At 42.8% G+C, this 24,266-nt stretch carries 15 protein-coding genes, 5 tRNA genes and 1 pseudogene; 4 read left to right on the top strand and 17 right to left on the bottom strand.

Features of this window, described 5'->3' with window-relative positions; all coding sequences use genetic code 11:
* Positions 1-566 precede the first annotated feature (566 nt).
* From NLX74_RS24625 to NLX74_RS24615, 3 genes and pseudogenes are all read right to left on the bottom strand, one after another.
* Entirely contained in the window at positions 567-2,174 is a 1,608-nt protein-coding gene (locus NLX74_RS24625; protein WP_254330824.1) for a Dyp-type peroxidase, read from the bottom strand.
* A 43-nt stretch (positions 2,175-2,217) separates the two neighbouring features.
* Positions 2,218-3,369, bottom strand: coding sequence for a hypothetical protein (locus NLX74_RS24620; protein WP_254330812.1), 1,152 nt, complete (start codon positions 3,367-3,369; stop codon positions 2,218-2,220).
* A 594-nt stretch (positions 3,370-3,963) separates the two neighbouring features.
* Positions 3,964-4,874: pseudogene (locus NLX74_RS24615) on the bottom strand (DNA cytosine methyltransferase).
* 182 nt (positions 4,875-5,056) lie between these two features.
* Between NLX74_RS24615 and NLX74_RS24610 the strand changes: the two are divergent.
* The 3 genes from NLX74_RS24610 (at position 5,057) to NLX74_RS24600 (ending at position 9,761) form a co-directional block, all read left to right on the top strand.
* Positions 5,057-5,956: a 3'-5' exonuclease gene (locus NLX74_RS24610; protein WP_254330810.1), complete on the top strand. Its 900-nt coding sequence runs from the start codon at positions 5,057-5,059 to the stop codon at positions 5,954-5,956.
* A 967-nt stretch (positions 5,957-6,923) separates the two neighbouring features.
* On the top strand, positions 6,924-8,819 hold the full coding sequence (locus tag NLX74_RS24605) for a S8 family peptidase (RefSeq protein WP_254330808.1): 1,896 nt from the start codon (positions 6,924-6,926) through the stop codon (positions 8,817-8,819).
* A 207-nt stretch (positions 8,820-9,026) separates the two neighbouring features.
* Positions 9,027-9,761: a chemotaxis protein gene (locus NLX74_RS24600; protein WP_254330806.1), complete on the top strand. Its 735-nt coding sequence runs from the start codon at positions 9,027-9,029 to the stop codon at positions 9,759-9,761.
* Positions 9,762-9,951: 190 nt separating this feature from the next.
* On the opposite strand, the gene NLX74_RS24595 is transcribed toward NLX74_RS24600, so the two are convergent.
* Positions 9,952-10,179 (bottom strand): hypothetical protein, encoded by a 228-nt coding sequence (locus NLX74_RS24595; RefSeq protein ID WP_254330800.1) that lies wholly within the window; start codon positions 10,177-10,179, stop codon positions 9,952-9,954.
* 151 nt (positions 10,180-10,330) lie between these two features.
* On the opposite strand from NLX74_RS24595, the gene NLX74_RS24590 reads away from it, so the two are divergent.
* Entirely contained in the window at positions 10,331-11,317 is a 987-nt protein-coding gene (locus NLX74_RS24590; protein ID WP_069011565.1) for a S8 family peptidase, read from the top strand.
* A 234-nt stretch (positions 11,318-11,551) separates the two neighbouring features.
* On the opposite strand, the gene NLX74_RS24585 is transcribed toward NLX74_RS24590, so the two are convergent.
* From NLX74_RS24585 to NLX74_RS24525, 13 genes are all read right to left on the bottom strand, one after another.
* Positions 11,552-11,896: a helix-turn-helix domain-containing protein gene (locus NLX74_RS24585; RefSeq protein ID WP_069011564.1), complete on the bottom strand. Its 345-nt coding sequence runs from the start codon at positions 11,894-11,896 to the stop codon at positions 11,552-11,554.
* 413 nt (positions 11,897-12,309) lie between these two features.
* Positions 12,310-14,142, bottom strand: a complete 1,833-nt coding sequence (glmS, locus tag NLX74_RS24580; RefSeq protein ID WP_061832056.1) for a glutamine--fructose-6-phosphate transaminase (isomerizing) — start codon at positions 14,140-14,142, stop codon at positions 12,310-12,312.
* A gap of 632 nt (positions 14,143-14,774) precedes the next feature.
* Positions 14,775-16,115, bottom strand: a complete 1,341-nt coding sequence (gene glmM, locus NLX74_RS24575) for a phosphoglucosamine mutase (RefSeq protein ID WP_013312125.1) — start codon at positions 16,113-16,115, stop codon at positions 14,775-14,777.
* Positions 16,116-16,175: 60 nt separating this feature from the next.
* Positions 16,176-17,645 carry a CdaR family protein gene (locus NLX74_RS24570; RefSeq protein WP_254330794.1) on the bottom strand — a complete coding sequence of 490 codons (1,470 nt, stop codon included), beginning with the start codon at positions 17,643-17,645 and terminating at the stop codon, positions 16,176-16,178.
* On the bottom strand, positions 17,642-18,475 hold the full coding sequence (gene cdaA, locus NLX74_RS24565) for a diadenylate cyclase CdaA (RefSeq protein WP_013312127.1): 834 nt from the start codon (positions 18,473-18,475) through the stop codon (positions 17,642-17,644). The genes NLX74_RS24570 and cdaA overlap by 4 nt, the downstream gene beginning before the upstream one ends.
* A 221-nt stretch (positions 18,476-18,696) precedes the next feature.
* Complete coding sequence (locus NLX74_RS24560; protein ID WP_013312128.1) at positions 18,697-19,320, bottom strand: anti-sigma factor; 624 nt, start codon at positions 19,318-19,320, stop codon at positions 18,697-18,699.
* A gap of 149 nt (positions 19,321-19,469) precedes the next feature.
* A complete protein-coding gene (gene sigW / locus NLX74_RS24555; RefSeq protein ID WP_016818747.1) occupies positions 19,470-20,036 on the bottom strand; it encodes an RNA polymerase sigma factor SigW in 567 nt (188 codons plus the stop codon).
* A gap of 191 nt (positions 20,037-20,227) precedes the next feature.
* Positions 20,228-23,020: a phosphoenolpyruvate carboxylase gene (gene ppc / locus NLX74_RS24550; RefSeq protein WP_023990483.1), complete on the bottom strand. Its 2,793-nt coding sequence runs from the start codon at positions 23,018-23,020 to the stop codon at positions 20,228-20,230.
* A gap of 737 nt (positions 23,021-23,757) precedes the next feature.
* Positions 23,758-23,828 (bottom strand) — tRNA-Gly (locus NLX74_RS24545).
* Positions 23,829-23,837: 9 nt separating this feature from the next.
* Positions 23,838-23,911: transfer RNA gene (locus NLX74_RS24540), tRNA-Pro, on the bottom strand.
* Between the two features lie 21 nt (positions 23,912-23,932).
* Positions 23,933-24,009: transfer RNA gene (locus NLX74_RS24535), tRNA-Arg, on the bottom strand.
* A gap of 5 nt (positions 24,010-24,014) precedes the next feature.
* Positions 24,015-24,089 (bottom strand) — tRNA-Gly (locus tag NLX74_RS24530).
* 10 nt (positions 24,090-24,099) lie between these two features.
* Positions 24,100-24,180, bottom strand: a tRNA-Leu gene (locus NLX74_RS24525).
* Between the last annotated feature and the right edge of the window lie 86 nt (positions 24,181-24,266).

The raw sequence follows: 24,266 nt of genomic DNA, 5'->3' as shown, positions 1-24,266 counted from the left end.
AAGAATTTACTGTTCTTCCTGTAAGTTATGTTTTACATAATTAGCGTTCATTATTTATTCCAATTCAAGCTAATATTCAGAGATACCCGTATTCAAAAAACAGTGAGAATTACCGAGCCCCCGTCTTCCGAAAAAGTACTGCGAACCAATTTTGCAAATTAATTCACAAAAAAATAATGCACTAAGTAAGGTCTTCCTTATTTTCAATAAACTAAAAACTATGCCCGTCTCCAATATTTTTTTGAAATCGTGACCAATCGAATAAGTCTCTTAAATCAAAATGTAGATCAGGAATCTCCAATGAATAAAAAAGCATCTATAAAACCATTTATATTGTGGTTTTTCAGATGCTTCTGCTCATTTTATGAGACTGTTCTTCTATTGGAAAACCTTTAAAGTTAGGGCATCATATGACCTGAACCATTACAAATGAGACTTGGCAAGGATATGTACTGCAAATGAATATTTCTTTCATAATTTGACAGCACTCACTTTTTGAATCCTCATCCAGACTGGTTTAAATCTGAAGCGAACCAGTCTGACTAAACATGATCTTAAAATTCAAATCACAGAGATATGGACTTAATAGCAGATATTGGTGGTTGAAAATAATATTCGCCCCCCGTTGGAATGACAAAATCATTCATAAGGTTAATTGGGCAACCATTTAAATCAAATGTGCGTGTACGAGGATTATTTTGACTAGGATCATTATTTTGACCAATGATTGGATCTTCTCCCCCTTCTCTAGGCAGTTTTTTTGAATTCGCCCATTTATTACTAATAAATTCAAACTGTTCCTCTATAGAGGTTTGATAGGAAAGAAACATAAGTCCCCTATCACCGTTTTGAGAATCCTCATATGGTGGAAGAGCTAAATTTATATTTAACGGTTCGCCATATGGTATACCTCGGCGAATGATTCTACGGGTTAAATTTGCACTTGCTGGCCTATCTGTATCGACATCTCGTGGATAAACTTTTCGAATATGTGCGGAGACCGGACAAACTTCCCCAAATTCATCTGCTTTAGCTTGATCAATTTCATCTTTAAAATCAATATCAGAACGGATTTTAGCTGTTGATGAATCGTTTTGAAAATTGAAATTGTTATTCGCTAACTCAGCCTTAGCTAATTCTTTGTTATCTTGAGTAGGTGATCTCATTATTGGTGCTCCACTTGGCCAACGTCCTACTAATTTTGCGCCAAACATAAAAGGATCGGAAATACCCACTTTAGGCCCTTCGTTAATTAAAAACTCCCAGAAACCTTTTACATCTTGGCGTAAACGTCGAACTACCAAAAACGAACCATTCTTCGCCCAAACAGGTACAGAATATACACTAGGAAGATCACTATCTTTTATTTGATCAGGAGTTATTGGATCATCATCTTTCTGTTTCGGGTAACCAAATACAAACTCTCCTGGCCAGATAAGCTTTTGTCCTGGACTAGCTTCAATTTGTGATCGAGGATCAGATGAATCAATAAATCGTTTTGTTAAGTAATCATCTAATGCAACAGAAATTTTTCCACGCACTCCTGGTTGGGATACACCATCTTTAAAACCAAAATGCTCGTGACCTGGTAAATCAAAACGTGTCTTACATGCTTGTTCAAAAACCATTTTTAAACCAGAGGATTTACCAAAACCAGGAACTTTATCAATGCTTAATTTTATTGTTGAAATCATTGCCTCAAGTTGATTGTGACTATCACTTGCTATAATTAAGCATATGTCAGGATTATTAGCACTCCCCCCCAAAACCCATTTATTCGGATGGCCTTCTGCTGTAGGATCAGTTGGATCTCCCAAATCTCCCGAACGTTTTTGTAATCCCTTTACGTATGCACTTTCCTGCCCGAAATCCAATAATTTTTCCTTTGGTAGAATTTTTTGAAGTCCCGAATATGAAAATGCCAAATTCATCCATGTGGCTATTAATCCCTTAGGCTCATTTCCTTGGCGAGCCCACATAGTTTGATATAAGCGATTAAATGAAACAACTTCTCTCAACGTGGAAATTTTGGGTTCAATGTAACGGAGCCAATCTTTAACCAAATCAGGTTTTTCAATCTCAAAAAATATGAATTGTTGGTGATCTTTATTGAATCCTGCAAGGATATTTCCTTGAATATCATCAGCTTCTAATAAGGGTTCAGTTATAGACACTATGAAACATCTCCTTTCGAATTCGTGAAAAAACATTTATTTTTTACAGACGTCTGCATCCATCCAATGTGCCTGACTCACAATCAACTGCCTGATTTTGTGCTTGACCGAAACGACAAGCAATCCCTGTCAATTTAATAATTATATGTTCTGCAATTTGCCCTCCAAATTTAATATTTGTACCTCCGATCTTGATGTCACTTACAGTGAATGGAGCTGAATCAGGTACCTCAAAAACAGCACGTACAATCATTCCATCTTGTCCCCTTAAAACTTTCCAATAGTCCATTGCATTGGAACCATCCGGAGTTACAAATCCATCTGTATCAATACTATCTATATAAAGACCTACTGGATCTTTAAGTGTAATTGATGCACCCTTACGTGCTAACGCATTTACCTGGCCACCAATTGTAGGATCACTAGCTCTGAGTGGCGCACCATATTGTGCACAACAAATTAGTTCATTAGCATCAGTAATAAGTGTTCCATCTTGCTTCTTACGTAAAACTGTTGCATTTGCAGCAATGTCAATTTCTGCATTCAAAGTATTATTTGGCTGTATTAAATGTAAGCAACCGTGTGTAGTGTTCCACTTATTATATGGAAAATAAACACCTTCTAAAAAAAGATCTTCCATCTGCACATTTGGACTTATATATTGACGATATAGGGCTAACAACTTATTTTTATCCCCCTTAGCACCAGCTGTTTTCGACCCTTTATATAAAAGTGGATATCCTCCTGCTAAAGCTTCCCAATATTCAGGCCCTTCACAGGTAAACGTAACTTTTTTTACATTGCCATTTTGATCAAAAAAAGTATGCCACTCTAAGTATTCATCTTGTTGACGGACTTTAACAGAATTAACACCCCAAATTAATTGATCATCCTCCCTTAAAGAGATCTCCTTTAATTCTTCTGCAACTTTATATGCTGCTTCTTTAGGGTGAACTTTTTCCAAAAGCACCCTTGGAAAACCTAACCAACTAATAACGCGGGATTTTTCGTCTTGTGTTGTTTCCGTAAATAAGGGATTATAAAACTGACTTTTACCTTGTTCGAGTTTTTCTTCAACATTTTTTATTCCTTCATTAAAAAAATATGAGATGGCTTCACTCCAAGCTTCTCTCTGATTTGGAATGGAATCGAAATCTGTCAAATTTGCTGGTGGTGAAAAAAAGTTTAATTTCATGGCTATCTTCCTTCCGATATCAACTTATATTTGTAAGTAATTTCTTCTGCAGCTCTGAAAATCTCGTTCTTGTTCTATTATTGGAATAAACAATTAATTTTATACAATATTTAACAAAGAAATATTGCATAAATAACAAATTGAATCTTTCATATAAATCATTATGTAGATGACCCCAAATAATGTATTCACTTCATTTTGAGTGGAATTTCGTTTCTATTTGTTATAGGATGCCTATGTAGCATTTCATAACCTGTAAATTCAAAACTTAAGAGTATCGGAATTAAGATGATAAAACAAAGTAGTTCTTATAAATATTTAATAAAATCTAGAAACCCTAAAGTTCATATGCATTTGTCGAGCAAATCAAATAAAAGGAACCCTTTAAGGGTTCCTCAGGCTGTCGAGAAACCCCCTGTTTTTTTGCAGGGGGTTTAAAACTGTCTTAGTGGTCTAAAAACTAGGGTCCTCAGATCGTTTTAAATCGATTTTTGTTTTAAAAGATGCGTCTCCCCATATAAAAATAGAAGTGTCGAAAAGTCCTCTGGACTTTCTCGACACTCTGAGGAACCCTTTAAGGGTTCCTTTTAAAAACTAAACCATAAATGATAACTGCACTTCACCAATTAACATCTTTTTGATTTCCATAGCTATAGTTTCAGCCATCAACGGCGGAACAGCATTACCTATCTGTGTAAATACAGCTGTACGTGGTCCCTCAAAATAAAAATTATCAGGAAACGACTGAAGTCTCGCTGCCTCTCTGACAGATATTGATCTGGACTGGTTAATATCCGGATGTATATAATAATGCCCGTCCTTGGCTATATGAGCCACTACTGTATGTGAATAAGGTAAATCTCTTGCTACAACCTTGAATCGATCCAGAAAAGCCTTAAGATTATTATGCGTTCTTAATCTTTCTGGGAGATCTGTGTACTTCAAACGCTTTTTTTCTCGATTCCAAAGGTCTATTGCAATATTGTATATTTCAAGATCCCTCTCATTATGCATTCTGGTTAAGTGCTGTGTTAATATATCCTCTTCATTCCTGATATTAGTATCCTTAAGGTATGATGTTGGTTCTTTAACATATTCATTCAATTGTTCACCTGGTGCAAGTGGATGCAGGTCCGAAAAAATATCTTCGACTAATGCAAGTTGTTCGATTTGGGTAAAACGCGGATATTCGTATCCCAACTTCCTGTTCCATCCAATTAGTATAACTCTCTTTCTCTTTTGTAACACTCCGTAATGAGAAGCATCCAAGGTTTTATGTTTGATTTCATATCCGATTTCTCTCATTAAATCTTGAATATCCCTATAATAAGATCCTCCACCAGCATTTAAAATACCAGGTACATTTTCAAACACAAAAATATCAGGCTGATATTTGACCAGAAATTTCACATACAGAGATAGTTCCTCGGATCATTCTCCTTCTTCTGTGGATCTCTGGCTCGTCCAACAAGCGAATAGGCCTGACAGGGCGGACCGCCAATCAAAACATCAATTTTTTGAGTCTGGCCGGTATTCTCTAGTAACAACTCGTCAATCTTATTGAAAATATCCGGAATCGTGTCATCATTAATCTCTTGGTTTATTATACTTTCCAATAAACTCGCTGGGATTTCCTGATATAAGTTGTGCTCGTACAGGACGGGGAAATCAAATTCAGGTTACTAAATTGCATCGTGAATCCATTTTTGATGTTTATGAGAAATACCAGTCCATACTCACAAGCAAAAACGCACATGATTTTGATGATATTGCCATTCTGTTACTGATACATGAACACGAAATCACTGTTGATCGGAGACCGTTACATGTACTCATCGATGAAGCACAAGACCTGTCTCCTGCGCAATTAAAGGTCGTCAAGTTGCTTGCTGTTAAGAGTCTTACAATTGCAGCCGACAAAGGACAACAAATATATAGAAGATCTTTTACTTGGAAAAGCGTGGATATTGATATAAAAGGGACACGAAGTAAAATACTTAATAAAAGCTTTCGCTCCACCAAACAAATTATTCAACTTGCGAAAAGTTTGCAGGCTCGCGACAAGACACTGTTAAACGATTCAGAATTTCTGCCATCCACAGATCCGGATATTAAGGGGCCAGTTCCAGAATTAAGCATGGTTAGCTCAACTGCCGAAGAAAAAAAGCAGCTTATAAAAAAAATTAAAGAGCTTATTACAGAATTCCCTACGGATACAATTGGAGTGATTGCACATTCAAATGACCGATTGGATGATATTGCACTTGCCTTAGCCAAAGTAAACATTGCTGCAATAAAAATAAAGTCGGATGAGGCCGATTTTCTAACTCAGGGTGTTAAACTTGTTTCGTTTCATTCATCCAAAGGCTTGGAATTCGATCATGTCATCGTAACCGGTCTTCAGGAGGGCAAACTTCCTATCAAACTATCAGATCCAGGCGATGATCCCGATGCTCACGTAGCGACCGAACGTCGCAAGCTGTATGTGGCCATGACTCGTGCCCGATTGACGCTTTCTCTTATTGCTGTTACTCCATTTTCCCAGTTTGTCGGGGAGCTGGATAACGATCTTTATAAGATAGTTTAAAATTCCGAAAAATTATTTAGAAGATAAATAGTTCCTAGTAATTATATATATCTAGAAAAGTCTTAGATTAAGCTGTTTTGGAGCTATTATTTACCCTTAGTTAAACATGTTGCTCACTGTAATTCCACTCAATAACCCAATCACTTGTACCAGGGTTACCCTTGCACCCACAAAGCTGCCATGGTAGCCCTGCTCTTCTTTATCTAGACTCCCGTATCAGTAAACGCTAACGTGAATCTGGTTCCTGATTTCGTTCTTCTACCATAAGCATCCGTTGCAACTGTGTACAGTACATTAATCTCCATACTTAAAATCCTAACAGTCAGCATGCGCCAAACAACAAACCCGGCTGACGTCTTGGGATCCCCCCATCTGAGTCCCAAGAGTATATTGAAAGAACGAAGTGGTAGAATCCGTTTATTCAGATAGTCACAGCCGGAAAACCGTGAACTGCTCCTAGTACTCCTCTCTGAAGCCCCGAGAAATGGAGAATAACTTGCAGGGCATAGATGTATGGAGAAAATAAAGTATTAGACTCGGCGAAGCGATCTGCGACTGGCTAAGTCGGCCAGTTGCTCCTCAATGCTTCAGCTTGCCACTCTTGGTTCTCAAAGGATACACCGGGCGAGCGGGAATCGAAAGCCGGTCACGACGACCAACTGCTGCGCGAAGCTTCACAGTCTAATACTTATTATCTGGTTTGATTCGTTTTAAGGATTCACTTAATGCCTCAGTCTAAAACTTATTTTTCAAAACCTGACGATCAACAGAACCGAAAACCGCATCGAATCAACAACTCCAGTCTAATACTTTATTTTCTTCCGACAATAGAGAGTGTTGCCCCCCTTTACTCCCATGGCATGTAACATCTTAAAAGCCGAAAAATGGCTTTTATAAAAATTCTATTTGGTGACAGCATATATACGGTGCACCTTCCCGTGTACAATTCAGACAAGGGAGACTTGATATGAAATTCAAAGAAACGACGAATGAGATTCCGGCTAATCTGGACCCCAGACTACAGCGGGTAATTGCTTTCAATCAAAGCGGGACGGAAGCTGCCGGACGGCATGCATTCAACGCAGAATCAGCGGATAAAAGCGCCAATGAGATAGCGGTCATCGCCAAAGTGAAGGATATCGAGGCGTGGAAAAACCTGTCAGGGGTCCGGCAAATTTCCGACCTAGGCAGTGTACCTGAGGAACAGGAGAACGTGCGGCTTGTGACAGCACGAATTGCCGCCGACCAGATTGAACAGATCCGCAAATCCCCGGCGGTCATGAGCTTGAAGGCCTCGCAGTTATTAAAACCTCAGCAATTTAAATCCATTGAGGAAACCAAAGCCCGTGCTGACTTGTTGCCTCAAGACACTAAAAGTAACGGCGGCAAAGGGGTAGTCATCGGAATTGTGGATTACGGATGTGACTTTACACACCAAAACTTCATTAATCTAGATGGGACAAGCCGTATCCTCAGCTACTGGGACCAGACAGTTAAAAACTCCAGCGATACCGAGTTTGGATATGGCAAGGTGTTCTCACAAGAACAACTGACCAACGCTTTGAAAACACAAGACCCGTTTGCCGCATTAAAGATTCCTAACCCTAAAGATGAAGAAGAACCCTGGCATGGAACCCATGTTATGGACACTGCTGCCGGCAACGGTAACGGAACCAAAGTGCCCGGAGCAGCGCCGCAAGCAGATATCGTTTTTGTGCAATTAAATGACAAAGATGTTCCGTGGCGGGGGCCAGAGGCAGTTGAGGGGAACTTTGGAGGTTCGGTTCATCTGCTGGAGGCTCTGCAATACATCTTCAAGCTTGCTGACAACCGGCCTTGTGTCACCAATGTAAGTTTGGGCACCAATGGCGGCCCGCATGACGGCACTTCCCTGGTTGAGGCTGGACTCGATACTCTCGTTAGTGCTGCTAACAATCGTGCTATTGTACTGGCGGCCAGCAACTCTTATGCCGACGGCATCCACACGAGCGGAACAATCCAGCAGAATGAAACCCAAGATCTCCACTGGATCGTTGAAAGCTCAGACATAACTTCGAATGAAATCGAAATTTGGTACGATAAAACAGATGAATTCTCCTGCCAACTGATCGCGCCAAACGGGTTAAACCTCGGGGAGATTAAGCTTGGCACGAACCATCAGGTGCTCGGGGAACAGAACGAGATCCTGATCTTTATCTCCCACCGCGAACAAGATCCGAACAACGGTGACAACGTCATCAATATCTTCATGGAGAGAAATTTACTACCTGGTTCATGGACTCTTAAACTGCGGGGAATAAGAATTCAATCGGGTAAATATCATGCTTGGATTGAACGGGATGATAATTGGGAAGACGCTAACGGTGTGTTTTATAAAAACCAATCCCATTTCAAGCAGCCGCTGGATAATACCCACACCCTTGGTTCCATCTGCTGTGGCAAAAAATCCATCGTTGTCGGGTCTTACAGTGCCAAGGAAGCGGGTACACCGCTCTCCTACTTTTCCAGCGCCGGTCCGACACGTGACGGAAGACAAAAGCCGGAGATTAGTGCGCCGGGAGGAAATGCTACCCGAAATGAACCTAAGCAATTCAAAGTTATGGCCGCTAAATCCGGATCCATAAATGGTGTTACTGATATGATGGGCACCAGTATGGCTGCCCCGGCAGTAACCGGTATTGTTGCCCTGATGCTCGCAGAGGCCAAGGCGCACGGCAATTCCTTGACTATTGAAGATATCCATGAGATTCTCCGCAAGTCGGCTAGACCAATGGCGGACGGCTGGCATGATCGCTACGGCTTTGGCCGTATTGATGCCAATCGGGCGGTTCAACTCGTGGCTGAATTAACGCCTGTCCATTAAGGCAAACTAAAAGGAGCCGACTTTATGGGTTGGCTCCTGCTTTGATATAACAAATTAAGAAGGCGAGAAGATCACATGACACAAAAACTGGCGGTCATTGTTATTCACGGTTTAGGCAAGCAGCATGAGGACTTTGCATCAGCTTTCATTAAGGATCTGCACAAGACCTTCTTCCGAATCAGCGGCGAGAAAAACCCGGAGGCGCGAATGGTGATCAAGCCGGTGTGGTGGGCTTCTGTCTTCGCTGAGCGGGAAGAAGAATTGAAACAGAAGCTGGTAGGCGCTCCGTACAATCTGCGATACACAGAGCTAAGAGAATTCATGATTCACTATCTGGCGGATGCTGTCGCATACCACCCCCTAGAAAGCGGGGACCAGAACTATGAAGCGGTTCATCGGACGATAAGCAAGCAATTGAACCGGCTAAGTACTGAAGCCGGAGCGGATGCTCCGCTCTGCGTTATTTCACATAGTCTGGGTAGCGTTATTGCAAGCAATTTCTTCTATGATCTGCAATATGCCCGGCGGAAACCTGAAATCGTAAACCCGGATTCCGCTCTGGAACGGGGGGACACCTTGTCGCTGTTCTATTCCTGCGGATCTACCTTGCCCTTGTGGAGCCTGCGTTACGCCACGTTTGACAAGCCGATCCAAGTGCCTAGCAAGGACTTCTCCGCCAAATATCCCGATATCCCGGGCGAATGGATCAACTTTTATGATAAAGACGATGTTCTGGGCTATCCGCTGAAGAGCGTTCATCCTGAATACGACAAGGCCGTTAGTGAAGACCGTGACGTCAACGTCGGAACGCTGATCGACAGCTGGAATCCCTTATGCCACAATGGCTACCTCACAAGCAGCAAAGTCATAACCCCGATTGCAGAAGGCCTGCACAATCTATGGCAGCAAGTCAACGTGAATGCAATGACCGTACACAAATAGCTGCAACCTCGCCACCTTGATCCGTCTGGATCCGTCATGCTTTTGCGCCGATGCTGCCTGCCGGAATCCACGGTTGCTCCGGTAGTCGCAGGGTCTGCAACGCTGCGGTTCCCGCGACACAGCAAATGGCCACAGTGCGTATCGCCAGGATCAGCTGCTAGATTGGACAGATTCAACGACTGTTGTCCACTCAATCAATAATCAGGGCGGTTGCTTCCCTTCTTATGCTTAGCGGAGTATCCTGCATAGGCTGAACCATCCGGATCAGGAACTGTATCGTTCCAACGCTAGGAACATGCTCCTGATGAATCCAGGTATAGGCCTCCTGCATCTCAGGATATTCCTCCAGCACCTGTCTCACCGGCTGCACCACCAGTCCCTGCTCGTGTCCGGCCAGGAGGAGTCGGCTGTAGAGCATACCTGCTTTGCCCTATATTATTGTCGCTGCTAAGAATCACGGTTTTAACTGATTAAGTGATTCTTTATATAAAAGATACATTCCATTCCGTATAAACGATTCTGGAACGAAACATACTATCCCTAATAAAATTTCTGGAGTTGAAATACAAATGGGTAAAATGGTTATTGTTCAACCCATCATTACAGAAGTAAATGAAGTCCTCAGAAGAAATGTATCCGAAATAGATAACGTGCCCGGTGTAAAATTGATCAATACCCCCAAAATCTGGGAGATTGGTGAGTACGGAAAAGGAATAATCATAGCAGTCCTTGATTCAGGATGTGACTGGCGTCACCCTGATCTTAACGGGCAGGTCATAGCGGGTAAAAACTTCACAGATATTGGAAGCCCGGATGATTATTTAGATGAACATGGGCACGGAACGCATGTCGCAGGGACTATTGCTGCTAAGCTAGATGGAAAAGGTGTTGTTGGGGTTGCCCCTGAGGCAAAACTTTTGATTTTAAAAGTACTTAGAATAGATCAGGATAATCCTCAAAACGCAATTGGCAATACTGACTGGCAAGTGGCAGCAATTGACTATGCAATTTCTTGGAGAGGTCCTAATCAAGAGAAGGTAAGAGTGATCTCTATGTCTATAATAGGTGAAGAGGGCGATGAAGCTTATCATGAGGCTATAAAAAGAGCAATAGATAATGATATTCCTGTTGTTACATGTGCGGGAAATAATGGTGATGTTGATGAAGGTGGGGATTGTAGTCCTGAAAATGATGAAATTAGCTACCCAGGTATTTATCCAGAAGTGATTTCTGTCGGAGCCGTGAAATTGGATAAGTCATTTCCCTGCTACAGTGCAACAAACTCACAGGTTGATATTGTAGCTCCTGGTGGTGATGAAAATGCTCCTATATATTCAACGACCCCAAATGGCGGTTATGGTATGGGCTGGAAAACCTCAATGGCAGTGCCGCATGTTTCAGGGGCACTTGCTCTTCTCATCAATACTATTGAACGGGAACTAGGTCGAAGATTAACAGAACGCGAAATTTATGCACAGCTTATTAAACATACAGTCTCGTTAGGAGAGAGTAAAAAGCGCGAAGGAAATGGACTTCTTGATTTAAGTATTAAATAATGCGGAAAATGTCAGCAGTAGCTGTCTTTATTTTAGCCCACGGTTGCGGGCATAATGGCCAGCTCCTGCTATCTTTCGCAGGAGCTGGCCATTTTATCTTAAGGGCACTACTCTTCAATTTAAAGCATGCGACTTTCCTTATTAACCGTACATTTATACTCTAGTCTAACTTCGTTTTTACAATCTAATTCTCATTTTCACTCTAACAATTTATTCCCTTTGGGCAATCAGTTCTTATTTATTATATCGTTTTAATTTCAAATTTATTATTTCTCCAATTTCTTGTTTATCTTCTAAGTTTAGCTTTCGTAAATTTGAAACCAAGTTTAGCTCAAACTCATCTATTTGAATATGGAATAATCCTATGTTAGAATTCACTGGCTCCTCAAGTAGCAGCCATTCTAAATCAATATCAAAATTTAGTTTTAAAGCAATTATTGTTTCAACAGATGGCCTGTACTTATCTTTCTCCAATTCACTTAATGTACCTTGAGAAACGCCAATAATTGATGAAAATTCCATCTGATTAAGCTTATTCATTTTTCGTATAATTTTTATCTTTTCTCCCAAAGTTTTCATTAATCCACCCACAATCAATAAAATACAAACAGTCCCGATCAAGAGTTTTTCATCGGGACTGTTCAAGTTTGGATATTAAGCTTTTTATAGACGAATTTTATAATTAATTAGTCATAAAAGGATATATTATAATTAAATATATTTATCGGCATTTAAAAACCAATTTCTAAATCTACAATTAATAATAATCAATCACAAGCTGCTGTAAATTAGAACACAACTTTATTGTCGGAACACATCAGGATTAATAATTTATTAGACATTATTAGTTTTATTTTTAATGACCACTGTCGTTGATTTACCAACTATAATGTCAATTTACCAACTTTAATGTTCATTTACCAACTTTAATGTTCATTTACCAACTATAATGTAACCGAACACCAGACAATTAGTTAGCGTTTTACTAACGCTTATTCTACAGTAACACTTTTCGCTAGGTTACGTGGTTTATCAACATCATGACCCAGTGCAAGAGAAGCGTAGTAAGCCAACAGTTGGAGAGATACAACTGAAATTGCAGCAGACAGAATTGGAAGTGTCTTCGGAATGGCAAATACCTGATCCACGGACTTCAGCAACTCAACTGCGTGCTCTTCGTACGTAATCGCAAGAACATCTGCACCACGAGCCTTGACTTCCTTAATGTTGCTCACTGTTTTCTCCAACACGGATTCCTGTGTTACCAAAGCGATAACCGGAATGCCGTCTTCAATCAATGCCAGTGTACCATGCTTCAATTCACCCGCAGCATAAGCCTCGGAATGAATGTAGGAAATTTCCTTGAGCTTCAGGGAGCCTTCCTGTACTACAGCATAGTCCTGACCGCGACCAATAAAGAACAGGTGCTTGTGGCTTGCAATTTGCTCAGCATAGGCTTTGATCGCATCTGCTTTACCCAGCATCTCTTCCACTTGCTCTGGCAGGGATTCCATAGCAGCCAGCACATGAGCCACTTGCTCATCCGTTTGTGTGCCACGCACTTGAGCGAGATACAAACCAAACAGATAGAACGCAATCAACTGTGAAGAATATGCTTTAGTGGAGGCTACGGCAATTTCCGGTCCTGCCAGTGTAACCAACACATCATCTGCATCACGGGCGATGGAGCTGCCGACTACGTTTGTAATCGCCAGTACATGAGCGCCATTTGCTTGTGCTTCACGCAAGGCTGCCAACGTGTCAGCAGTTTCACCGGATTGGCTCACCACGATCACCAATGTCTCTGGTGTTACGATAGGTGAACGATAACGATATTCGGAAGCCACATCATTTTCTACCGGTATACGAGCCAGACTTTCAATAACTGTACGACCAATCAAACCAGCATTGTAAGCTGTACCACACGCAACAATTTGAATGTTGCGGATATTTTTAATTTGTTCTTCTGTCAGCTTCAGCTCAGGAAGAACAACTTTTTTAGTATCTTTATCGATACGGCCCAACATTGTGTCACGATAAGCCTTAGGCTGCTCGTGAATTTCTTTCAACATGAAATGCTCATAGCCGCCTTTTTCCGCTGTTACAGCATCCCATTCGACATGAATCATTTCCCGAGAAATAAATTGGCCTTCGATTGTCATTAATTCGACAGCATCACTGGTCAAAACAGCCATTTCGCCATCGTTCAAAATAAATACATTGCGTGTATATTTCAGAATAGCCGGAATGTCGGAACCGATAAAGTTCTCGCCTTCTCCCACACCAATAACCAGCGGGCTAGCTTGACGAACAGCAACCAGCTTATTAGGCTCGTGCTCTGTCAGCACACCCAGTGCAAAAGCACCGCGCATAAAGGTAATTGCTTTTTGTACTGCTTTAACGATATCCCCTTTATATTCACGCGCAACCAGATGAGAAATAATTTCCGTGTCCGTTTCGGAAATAAAGGTATGACCTTCGCTGATCAGCTGCTCCTTCAGCTCCAGATAGTTCTCAATAATTCCGTTGTGAACTACAGAGAACTTTTGGCTCTCATCCAAATGTGGATGGGAGTTTTCATCAGAAGGCTTACCGTGCGTTGCCCAACGTGTATGTCCGATACCTGCATGGCCTACCAACGGCGTACCATCCAGTTTAGCTTCCAGATTAGCCAGACGACCTTTAGCCTTGGCTACTTGCAATCCTGAATCTGTAAACACGGCAATACCCGCAGAGTCATAACCGCGATACTCCAGCTTTTTCAATCCGTCAATCAATACCTCTTGCGTATTCTGATTACCAATATATCCTACAATGCCACACATATTCGTTATCCTCCCGATCATCATTTCACAAGACGACTCATCACAGGACTAACGTGTGCGGTAGATTGTGGAATAAAGTTCATTCATCTATGAAGTTGTCAATGATAACTATAGAATTTACAGGCATCTCTTCACGAATGTAACGAAATTCCCAAACCGCGCACGCCAATGATGATGGCCGCACATTCATGAAATGAATCTTATAATTTAGGTTATAAAATAATAAAGGCATCTACCGGTGCGTTGTGTAAACAGTTGCCTGTTCATTTTCCGCTGCCGGTTTACGGCTCGATGCTTCACCGGAAGGTCCCCGCCGAATGTTTCGAACACCTTCACCTCGTCAGCTTGTTTTGTCGTGAACCGATTTGCGAGCAACTTTATCTCAACTGAATCCGTTGCTTCTCCACCAAGTTCCCCCGCACAAAATCAAGCTCTGGCGCTTGTATTACGTTACCTTACAACCCTCGCTTTCTCTATCTGAGTCACAGCATCCCTATATTATATTCAGCTAAGTATCATTTGGCAATGACACTTTATTCATAATTACACCATGAAGGCCATAAATCGTTAGTAAATAACCGCAAACGCCGTTGCCTGCTTCTTTTTCACAGGCAACCGACGTTTACAAAATTTTAAACTAATTCTTTCTTCACGACATCTACGATCTGACCGACAAATTGCTCCAGTTCGTCCTTATCCGGGCCTTCGGCCATCACACGAATAAGTGATTCTGTGCCTGAAGCACGGACCAATACACGCCCATTATCGCCCAATTGTTGTTCCACCTGCTCAATTGCTTCTGCAATGGCAGGATTCCCTTCGTAGTTACGTTTGTCCTGCACACGCACATTTACGAGCACTTGGGGATACTGTTTCATGAGCGATTTTAGCTCACTCATTTTCTTGCCGGATGCTTTCAAGGTATCTACCAGCTGAATCCCAGTCAGCATGCCATCGCCTGTCGTATTGTGATCCAGGAAAATAACATGACCAGACTGCTCACCGCCTAGGTTAAATCCACCCCGACGCATTTCTTCCATCACATAACGGTCCCCGACCGCAGTTTTTGCAGTCTTGAGTGCCAGCTTTTCAGTAGCTTTATAAAAACCGATATTACTCATCACTGTCGATACAATGGTGCTGTCCTTGAGTTTTCCCGCACGGTTCATTGCATCTCCGCAAATGCAGAGAATATAGTCGCCGTCTACCTCTTCCCCGTTCTCATCAATCGCGATTAGACGGTCGGCATCGCCGTCAAAGGCCAAACCAATATCTGCTTTCAAGCGGCGTACTTCCTCTTTCAGCTTTTCAGGATGAGTCGAGCCGCAATGATCATTGATGTTCAAACCGTTCGGCTCGGCACCAATGGTGTGTACCTCAGCTCCCAGTTCTGCAAAAAGCTTCGGTGCCAGCTCATAAGCTGCTCCATTAGCACAATCCAGTACAATTTTTAACCCTTCAAAAGAATGGCTAATTGTTGTTTTCAAGAACTCCAGATAATCGTAGCGAGAATGCTCGTCTACAACAACCGTTCCCAATCCACCGCCAATCGGACGAGGCAGTTGGTCTTCTTTTGCATCCATGAGCTCTTCAATTTTCAATTCCGTTTCGTCTGTCAATTTAAAACCGTCACCGCCAAAAAACTTAATGCCGTTGTCTTCAACTGGATTGTGTGATGCTGAGATCATTACCCCAGCGTCAGCTTTCAATTGACGTGTGAGATATGCCACCCCAGGTGTCGAAACAATACCTAGACGAACCACATTAGCCCCAATGGACAGCAAACCGGCTACAAGAGCCGATTCCAGCATCAGTCCGGATATCCGTGTATCCATACCAATAACAACTGTCGGTTTCTCTACATTACCTGCTAAAACATATCCGCCGCAGCGGCCAATGCTATATGCCAGTTCGGCTGTAAGTTCCTGATTAGCAACGCCTCGTACACCATCTGTACCAAAATATTTCCCCATGTAAAATGACTCCCTTTTTTTGTCTAATAAATCTTGATTATTTACTACAGATAAAACATGTTATGGCTGACTGTTCTCCGAGGTTCCATTCGCAGAAGAATCTGCGCCGTTATGAGGATTTGTTTTATCCTCCGCAGCTGCGTTGTCCCCGGTCTTAGCGTCAGAGTCCCCACCTTGACTGCCTTGCCCCTCCTGTGGCCTCTCCTGCCCCTTTTCGCCACTACCAGAGGGGTTTGATTCATTCTCACTATTCGGATTCGTTACAGCAGGCGTAGAAGGGCTCTCAATGTTGACCGTTGCCTTTAGTTGGCCAGCATTTCCGGCTTGCGTAATATATTTAGGCAAGCCTACTTTCAGAGTAACCTCGTGTTGACCAGCCGCGAGGCCACTTACATCTGCCACCAAACTAATATCATCATTGGTTAAATTGTTTACCATATCCTGCGGGCCCTTCACAGTAACATCCATCGTCTTTCCTACGGGTGCTGTAACAGTCGTAGTCGCTTTATCTCCTGCACCTTGTAAAACGATTGGGATGCCTGACAGCGTCCGTTCCGTATCTGTGACTTCATTGGAAGGGACGACGGTCACCTGAATTTGTATTGACCCTGGCTCGATTTTATCAGAACCTGAGGGGGCTGCCAAATTAGCTTGAACTGTACGAGTCCCCGCTTCCGTGAATTGACTTAAATCCAATGTAGCCGTGACGTAAGAGCTGAGGCTGCTCAATACATCCTGCGATGCATACACCGCCGCTTCCTTCACGTTTGCATTGACTTTAGAAAGCGCCAATCCGTCTGGCAACTCTCCAGCATAGACAATCTTAACAGGCACAGATTTCGCCTGCTGAGTTACCGGAATTTCAACGGACACAGTGGATGGCTCAATGACCGCTCCTGTAAGTTCCTGTCCCTTTTTGTTATAAGCCTTCAGTTTTACACGCTTCTGTTCAAACTTTTCTGAGATACCATCCGTATTAACAGCCCCTTGAACGGCAGTAACGGTACTCAACTGGCTTTTAGGCAAGGTAACCTTCACAGTTTGAGGAGCAATTACAGGCTTCCCAAGCTGCAGTCCCCCATCTGGGTTTCCTTTAGGAACTATAGATACATTAAATGATTTCGTTTGTTTTTCCTCAATCGTCACTGTAACACGGTTAGGAGTCATAGACACCAACTCCACTCCATCCGGCAAGTCCGGTTCGAGTGACAATGTTTTAGTACCTGCTCCTAAGCCGTTTAAGTTTAGCTTTGCCTGATAATTATCCGCGAAAAAAGAAGTCAGCACAGAGCGCTGTCCTCTGACCTCCATCTTAACATGGTCAGTATCCATGGTAGACAATACATATTTTGAATCATCCAGACCACTAGCCTGAATGCCCACATTATCAATCACTTTATTATCATAAGAAACGGTCAACGTAGATGAAGGTGTACCTGTATCTAGATGGACCATTCCCCACAGCAGGACAGCAACCGCAAGCGCCAATATCTTGGAAATCGTATTATTGTTAATCCATTTGTCCATCATGAATTTCCACGGCCTCCCCTCCGATTCCAGAATGAGCCGCGTTTTTCCTTCAAAGACGGTGTTGGCCGCAACTCCTCATACAGCTTGGAGATTAGGGATTCTTCCTTAATGTCGCGCACGACCTGTCCATTAATGGCCAAAGAAATTTGCCCTGTTTCCTCCGATACCACGACAGTTACGGCATCCGTTACCTCACTCACCCCAATCGCAGCCCGGTGACGGGTTCCCAACTCCTTGCTGATGAACGGATTTTCCGATAATGGCAAATAACAGGCCGCAGAAGCAATCTGTTTATTTTGAATAATCACCGCACCATCATGCAAAGGCGTATTAGGAATGAAGATGTTAATTAGCAGTTCAGAACTGACTACGGCCTGTGTCTTGATACCAGACTCTGTATATTCGTTTAGCCCTGTCTCGCGCTCAAATACGACCAAAGCCCCTATTTTCCTACGTGATAAATAATTCAGCGCCTTAATCATTTCTCCGATTAACTTGTTAATCTCTTCATCATCCGCAGACGAACGCCCAAATAATTTGCCACGCCCCAACTGCTCCAGTGCACGACGCAACTCAGGCTGAAAAATAATAAAGATAGCCACCACACCAAAGGTGAACATCTGGTTCATCAACCACTTGAGCGTATACAAATCAAACCAGGTGCTAACCGCCCAAATGACAACCAGAAACAGAATCCCTTTCAACAATTGAACTGCACGCGTTCCGCGAACAAGTAAAATAAGCTGATACATAATATAGGTTACGATCAAAATGTCGATAATATCTTTAATGGACTCTTTCCAAGTCAGGTCCGCAAAATAATCCAACATGCGCATGCCCCCGCAATTTTCTGTAGTGAGTGGGTGTAATATGTACACAGTATGCTCTCTCTATCTAGGTTATAACGATCAGGCTCACGTTGCAAGCTGTGTGACAAAAGAACCGCTAAAATCAGTAAAATACAGTACAATTCGCCAGCTTCATATACAAAAAAACGCCTTTTCCAGCGGAAAGAGGCGCTCGATATTGTCCTTGCCATTTCAAGCTTCTTTTATGGAGAAGAGGGTCCCCCGAATAAATCAGTAACCTTGTACCAAATCCAATCCAAGGTTTGATCAATACTTTTAACCTGTCCTGCAATATGGGCGGTGGACGCTTGATAATAAGAACCATCAATCACAGTTACATTTCCTTCCACATCACCGTATACACGGGCTTCACCATTTTGCACTGTTAAATCTCCGGCAATGGATTTCCCTTCAGGCACAATCACAGTATCACCCTGAATAACGACTTGATCCAGTTGGCTTCCTTTGACTACCAATTGATGGTCCGTGCTAGAAAAGCTGGCCATGCTTGAGCATATAACAATAAGGAAGAAGGCAGCGGCTGTTACAGCGGGATGCCTTTTCACCCACGTCAGCATAGGCACCGCAGTCTGTCTTTTATGCGGCGGCAAAGCATTCATAATGCGAAATGTCAGCTCATCCGATACACACGGCACTTGATGATAGCGTGTACCATAAAGCATCGCATCCGTCCGCTCCAGCTCTTTAAAACGCATGCGGCATTCCGGGCAGTCTAACAAGTGCTGTTCCAACTCATGTTTGTCCTGCTCAGACAGGTCGCCATCTAGATAGTCATGCATAAAAGAGACGGCTTGTTTGCAATCCATATGAGCCAATCCTTTCTAATATTCTTCCGTGTTTCTCAACATAACATGCTCCGGCTTAGAAACTTTGCTCATCTTACATACGTTACAACGAGCATTATGTTTCATAAAACATCTATGCAGACTCTTTTCCTAGAATCTATGCCTATGATCTATAGCTTGTGCTCCAGTTTTTTGCGCAGAAAATCCCGCCCCCTGTGTACTCTTGTCTTAATAGTGGTAACTGGGAGATTGAGCACATCGCTGATTTCCTGTAAGGAAAGCTCCTGCAAGTACCGTAAAACCATAATCGTTCTGTATTTATCTGGAAGGCTGTCAATGGCGTCATGAATCAAAGCCTGCGTTTCGGACAGAAGCGTACTCCCCTCAGGGGTAAGCTCTTCACTGGCGAGCATGGCGTACCCATCGACACCTTCCTGATCATTCATTTCAGCATCAAGTGAGTATGTAGGTTTTCTCCTTCGCAGACGATCAATGCACAGATTTGTAGCAATTCGATAAATCCAGGTTGAGAACTTCTGTCCATGATCATATTTTTCCAAATTACGATACACACGCAAAAAAGTTTCCTGCACCAGATCCTCCGCCTCATGGCGATTACCTAGCATCCGGTAGGAAAGATGAAAAATCCGATCTTTATATAACTCGACTAACTCCGCAAAAGCTCGCTGATCGCCTTTCTGTACCAGCCTTACCAAGCGGCTTTCCATATTATCCACTCTATACTCCCCCAGACTTGCTGATGGGTTACTTATTACATGTTTATGATTATTCATCGTAGTTTAATTTTATCCAGAAATCAACTGTAGTATTGTTACTAACTGCAAGCACGCCTGCCATCAATATACAAACAGCACAATCGGGCACCCCATGAGTACCCGATTGCCTGTTTTCGTACAACCGTACTATATCAGCCCGTATTTCTTAAGCCTGCTGCAATTCCGTTAATTGTCAACAATACCTCACGCAGCATTTCAGTGTCATCACCGTTCTGATCCCTCAGCTCCCGTAGCTCACTTAGCAATTGAACCTGCAAGTAACTTAACGGATCGACATAAGGATTACGCAACCGGATAGATTCCTGAATAACCGGCACGTCATCCAAAATCTCGGATTGTCCAGTTATTTTCAAAATCAACTCAGATGTCAGCTTGAACTCCGCTGAAATCTGCCCGAAAATACGCTGCCGGGCCTCTTCGTTATCCGACATCCCAGCGTACTCTTCTGCAATCAGTAAATCCGCTTTAGCGATTGCCATTTGCAGTGTATCAATAAGTGACCGGAAGAAAGCAGAGTCCCTAAACATCGTTTGCAGCACTTTGAGATTATCCTCATTGTTTTGATAGAAGCTTTGCAAACCTGTTCCAGCCGCATACCATGCAGGTAACAAGTAACGGCTTTGTGTCCATGCAAAAACCCATGGAATGGCGCGTAAGTCCTCAAAACGTTCGCTGTTCTTGCGCTTGGACGGACGAGATCCAATATTCAGCTCGCCCACCTCAGGCAACGGTGTAGATTCTTTGAAGAAGTTGAAGAAATCCGGATCTCGGAAAATCAAATCCTGATACTTATCCAGTGAAACTTGGGAAATGCGGGCGATAATCTCCTCCCAGCTCTCCTCAAACACTTCCTTCTTCCCGGAACGATGATATGCCACAGCCGTAATCAGCGCCGATGTTGCCTGCTCCAAGCTCCGGTACGCGATGCCTCTAAGGGAGTATCGGGATGATAGTACTTCGCCTTGCTCCGTGATTTTGATTCCGCCTCCAATCGTATGAGGAGGTTGAGCCAAAATACTGCGATTAAGTGGCATTCCTCCACGACCCAGCGCACCTCCACGACCGTGGAAAAACTTCACTTTTACGCCAAACTCATTAACTACTTCCGTAATGCTGTTCATAGCGACCCGAAGTTCCCAGTTCGCTGTAACCACACCGCCATCTTTATTACTGTCCGAATATCCCAACATAATCTCCTGAAGCTGGTCCATCGCAGCCACAGATTGTCGATATACAGGCAAGTTCATCAATCTTCTCATAATATCGGGTGCAGCGTGCAGATCATCTATTGTTTCGAACAAAGGGACGGATTGCAGCGTACAGATAACAGTGCCATCCTTCTCGATGCGGAACAGGCCTACCTCTTTGGATAAGACCATAACCTCCAGTAAGTCACTGGCTCCCTGAGTCATACTGATCAAGTAGCTTGTAATGGACTGCTTGCCGAATTCCTCCTGAGCCAAATAAATCGTACGATATACGTCAAGACATTCCTGTGTGCTATCGCTATATTTTAAATACGGTGAAGTAATCGGACGAGGTTCATTCAGCAGCTTTTCCAGCAGATTTATTTTTTCCTCTTCTGATAGCTTACTGTAATCCGATACAATATTCATTTTAGATAGAATTTCAGTCATCGCATTTTCATGTTCCTGACTATGCTGACGCACATCCAGTGTAGCTGTATGGAATCCAAACAACTCTACCTGGCGAATCATCTTTTGAATATATGTGTTTGCCACATAATCGGCAAAATGATGACGCAGGCTGTTGTCAATAACATTTAGGTCTGCAATGAGCTCTTCCGCAGAATTATAACGCTCATTGGTACCCTGTTTGCTTTCATCCAGGATGTTGTTCACTTTAGCAATCATATATGCCAGTTTAATGCGGTAAGGCTCTTTTTCGTTATGCCATACTTCCATCTTTTTAAGTGTAATATGAGTACGGTCTTCTTCAATAGAAGCCAGCAGATCATCGGAAACTCGCACAATGCTGGTGCTGAAACTCAAGTAACCCATGAGTTCCTTTAACGTGTGCTGATATTCTCTCAAAGCCAACTTGCGCTGCATACGTAACGTTTCCCAAGTCACATGAGCTGTCACAGACGGATTGCCGTCCCGGTCTCCACCGATCCAGGAACCAAATCTCAGATAAGTAGGTATGTGCCATTTTTGTTCGGGATAATATTTGTCCAAACATCGTTCCAATTCTTGGTACACATCTGGCAGTACATGAAACAAGGTCTCGTGAAAATAATACATTCCATTTCTTACTTCATCTAATACAGTTGGCTTGCGATCACGCAGCTCATCTGTCTGCCAAAGCGTAATTACTTCGTTTAGCAGATTCTCCCGTACCTGTTCCCGCTCACGTAAGGTAAGCATCGGATTATCCAGCAGCATGACGTCCTCGGAAATGCGCTTGTGGATATCAAGTATTACTCGTCGTGTCGCTTCTGTAGGATGTGCGGTCATGACCAGCTCCAAAGAGAGCTCATTCAGCAAGTTGCTAACGTCCTCGGCGGAGAAGCCCCCTTGTTTAAGCTCCTGAACGGAACTTTCAATGGAACCAGGTTGAACATCTTCACCAGCGGAATGCTCATAATCCCGCTTACGACGAATACGATGGTTTTGCTCAGCGATATTCACCAACTGAAAATAAATCGCAAACGCGCGAATAACCTGGTGACGAATATCCGTATCCAGTCCGCTGACCATTTGTTTGAAATTCTCATACAACTCCGGTTGATACCCGGCACGTAACGATTTACTTGTCTCACGTATTTTCTCCACGATATCCAAAAGTTCGTTGCCACCCTGATGAACCAAAACCTCACCAAGAATATTCCCTAGAAAACGAACGTCCCGCCGCAGCAGATTGTTGGATTGGTTTTTGTTAGCGGTTAACGTAAGCTCAGTCATGCTTTTCCCCCCATCTGATCTGTTCCACACCATATACAGTTGTAGCAAAGGTACGTATACATACGAAATTTGACACTTTCTTAACATCATACAATAAAACCGCATGAAAAGCTGCAAAATTTACAGTAAAAAATCATGTTTTTGAAATACTTCTTTTAAGAAAATATTGGATTGTTATGCAAAAAGATGAAATAAATAATAGAAATGAATGTATACACTAGTGATGCGTGAAACATTATGCACAGTCTCTTATAAAGAGTGTGGTTTTAAAGGTGCAAATTCATGCAACATACTGTGTATTTGTTTATTAATTGTTGACAAAGTCAACCCCATTATCCTTCTATCCACAAAGATATACACAAATTAGCCATTTCCTTAGTGTTTCTAGGGCATTTCCTCTTTAAGACTTCGCTTTTACCCACATAAATAAAAGGCAATGTGCACAACGCAAGAGCAGATGCAGAGTTATCACCATGAATTCGTACCATAATAGCTATAGGATTCCTATTTTCAAAGGATTTGATCACGAAATTAGCCTTACTGCAGGAGAAAAGGGGTACGCTAGAGGGGAAATTCGGGATCTAGATGTCATAAGTAACAAGAGCCTATGTACAATATGCACAAGTCATCCCCAACTGTGCATGACAGGAGACATAACTGCAGTAGCTTATATACATAGAAGTAAATGTAATGTGGACAAAATAAAAAGAAGCCTTTCGGCTTCTAGGTAATCGGTAAGCGGGTGATGGGAATCGAACCCACGCTATCAGCTTGGAAGGCTGAAGTTCTACCATTGAACTACACCCGCAAATTAGTATCGGGATGACACGATTTGAACATGCGACCCCCTGGTCCCAAACCAGGTGCTCTACCAAGCTGAGCTACATCCCGATATTATACTTTTTTTAAGTATGGCGCGCCCTGAGAGATTCGAACTCCCGGCCTTTTGATTCGTAGTCAAACGCTCTATCCAGCTGAGCTAAGGGCGCAAATATGGAGCGGACGACGGGAATCGAACCCGCGACCCTCGCCTTGGCAAGGCGATGCTCTACCGCTGAGCCACGTCCGCAAAAACAAGATGCGCGTGGAGGGACTTGAACCCCCACGTCAAAGACGCTAGATCCTAAGTCTAGTGCGTCTGCCAATTCCGCCACACGCGCATGTAATACAATGGTGAGCCATGAAGGACTCGAACCTTCGACACCCTGATTAAAAGTCAGGTGCTCTACCAACTGAGCTAATGGCT

This window comes from Paenibacillus sp. MZ03-122A (genome assembly GCF_024213325.1).
Taxonomy (GTDB): domain Bacteria; phylum Bacillota; class Bacilli; order Paenibacillales; family Paenibacillaceae; genus Paenibacillus; species Paenibacillus polymyxa_B.
This window is presented reverse-complemented; position numbering and strand designations above follow the sequence as displayed.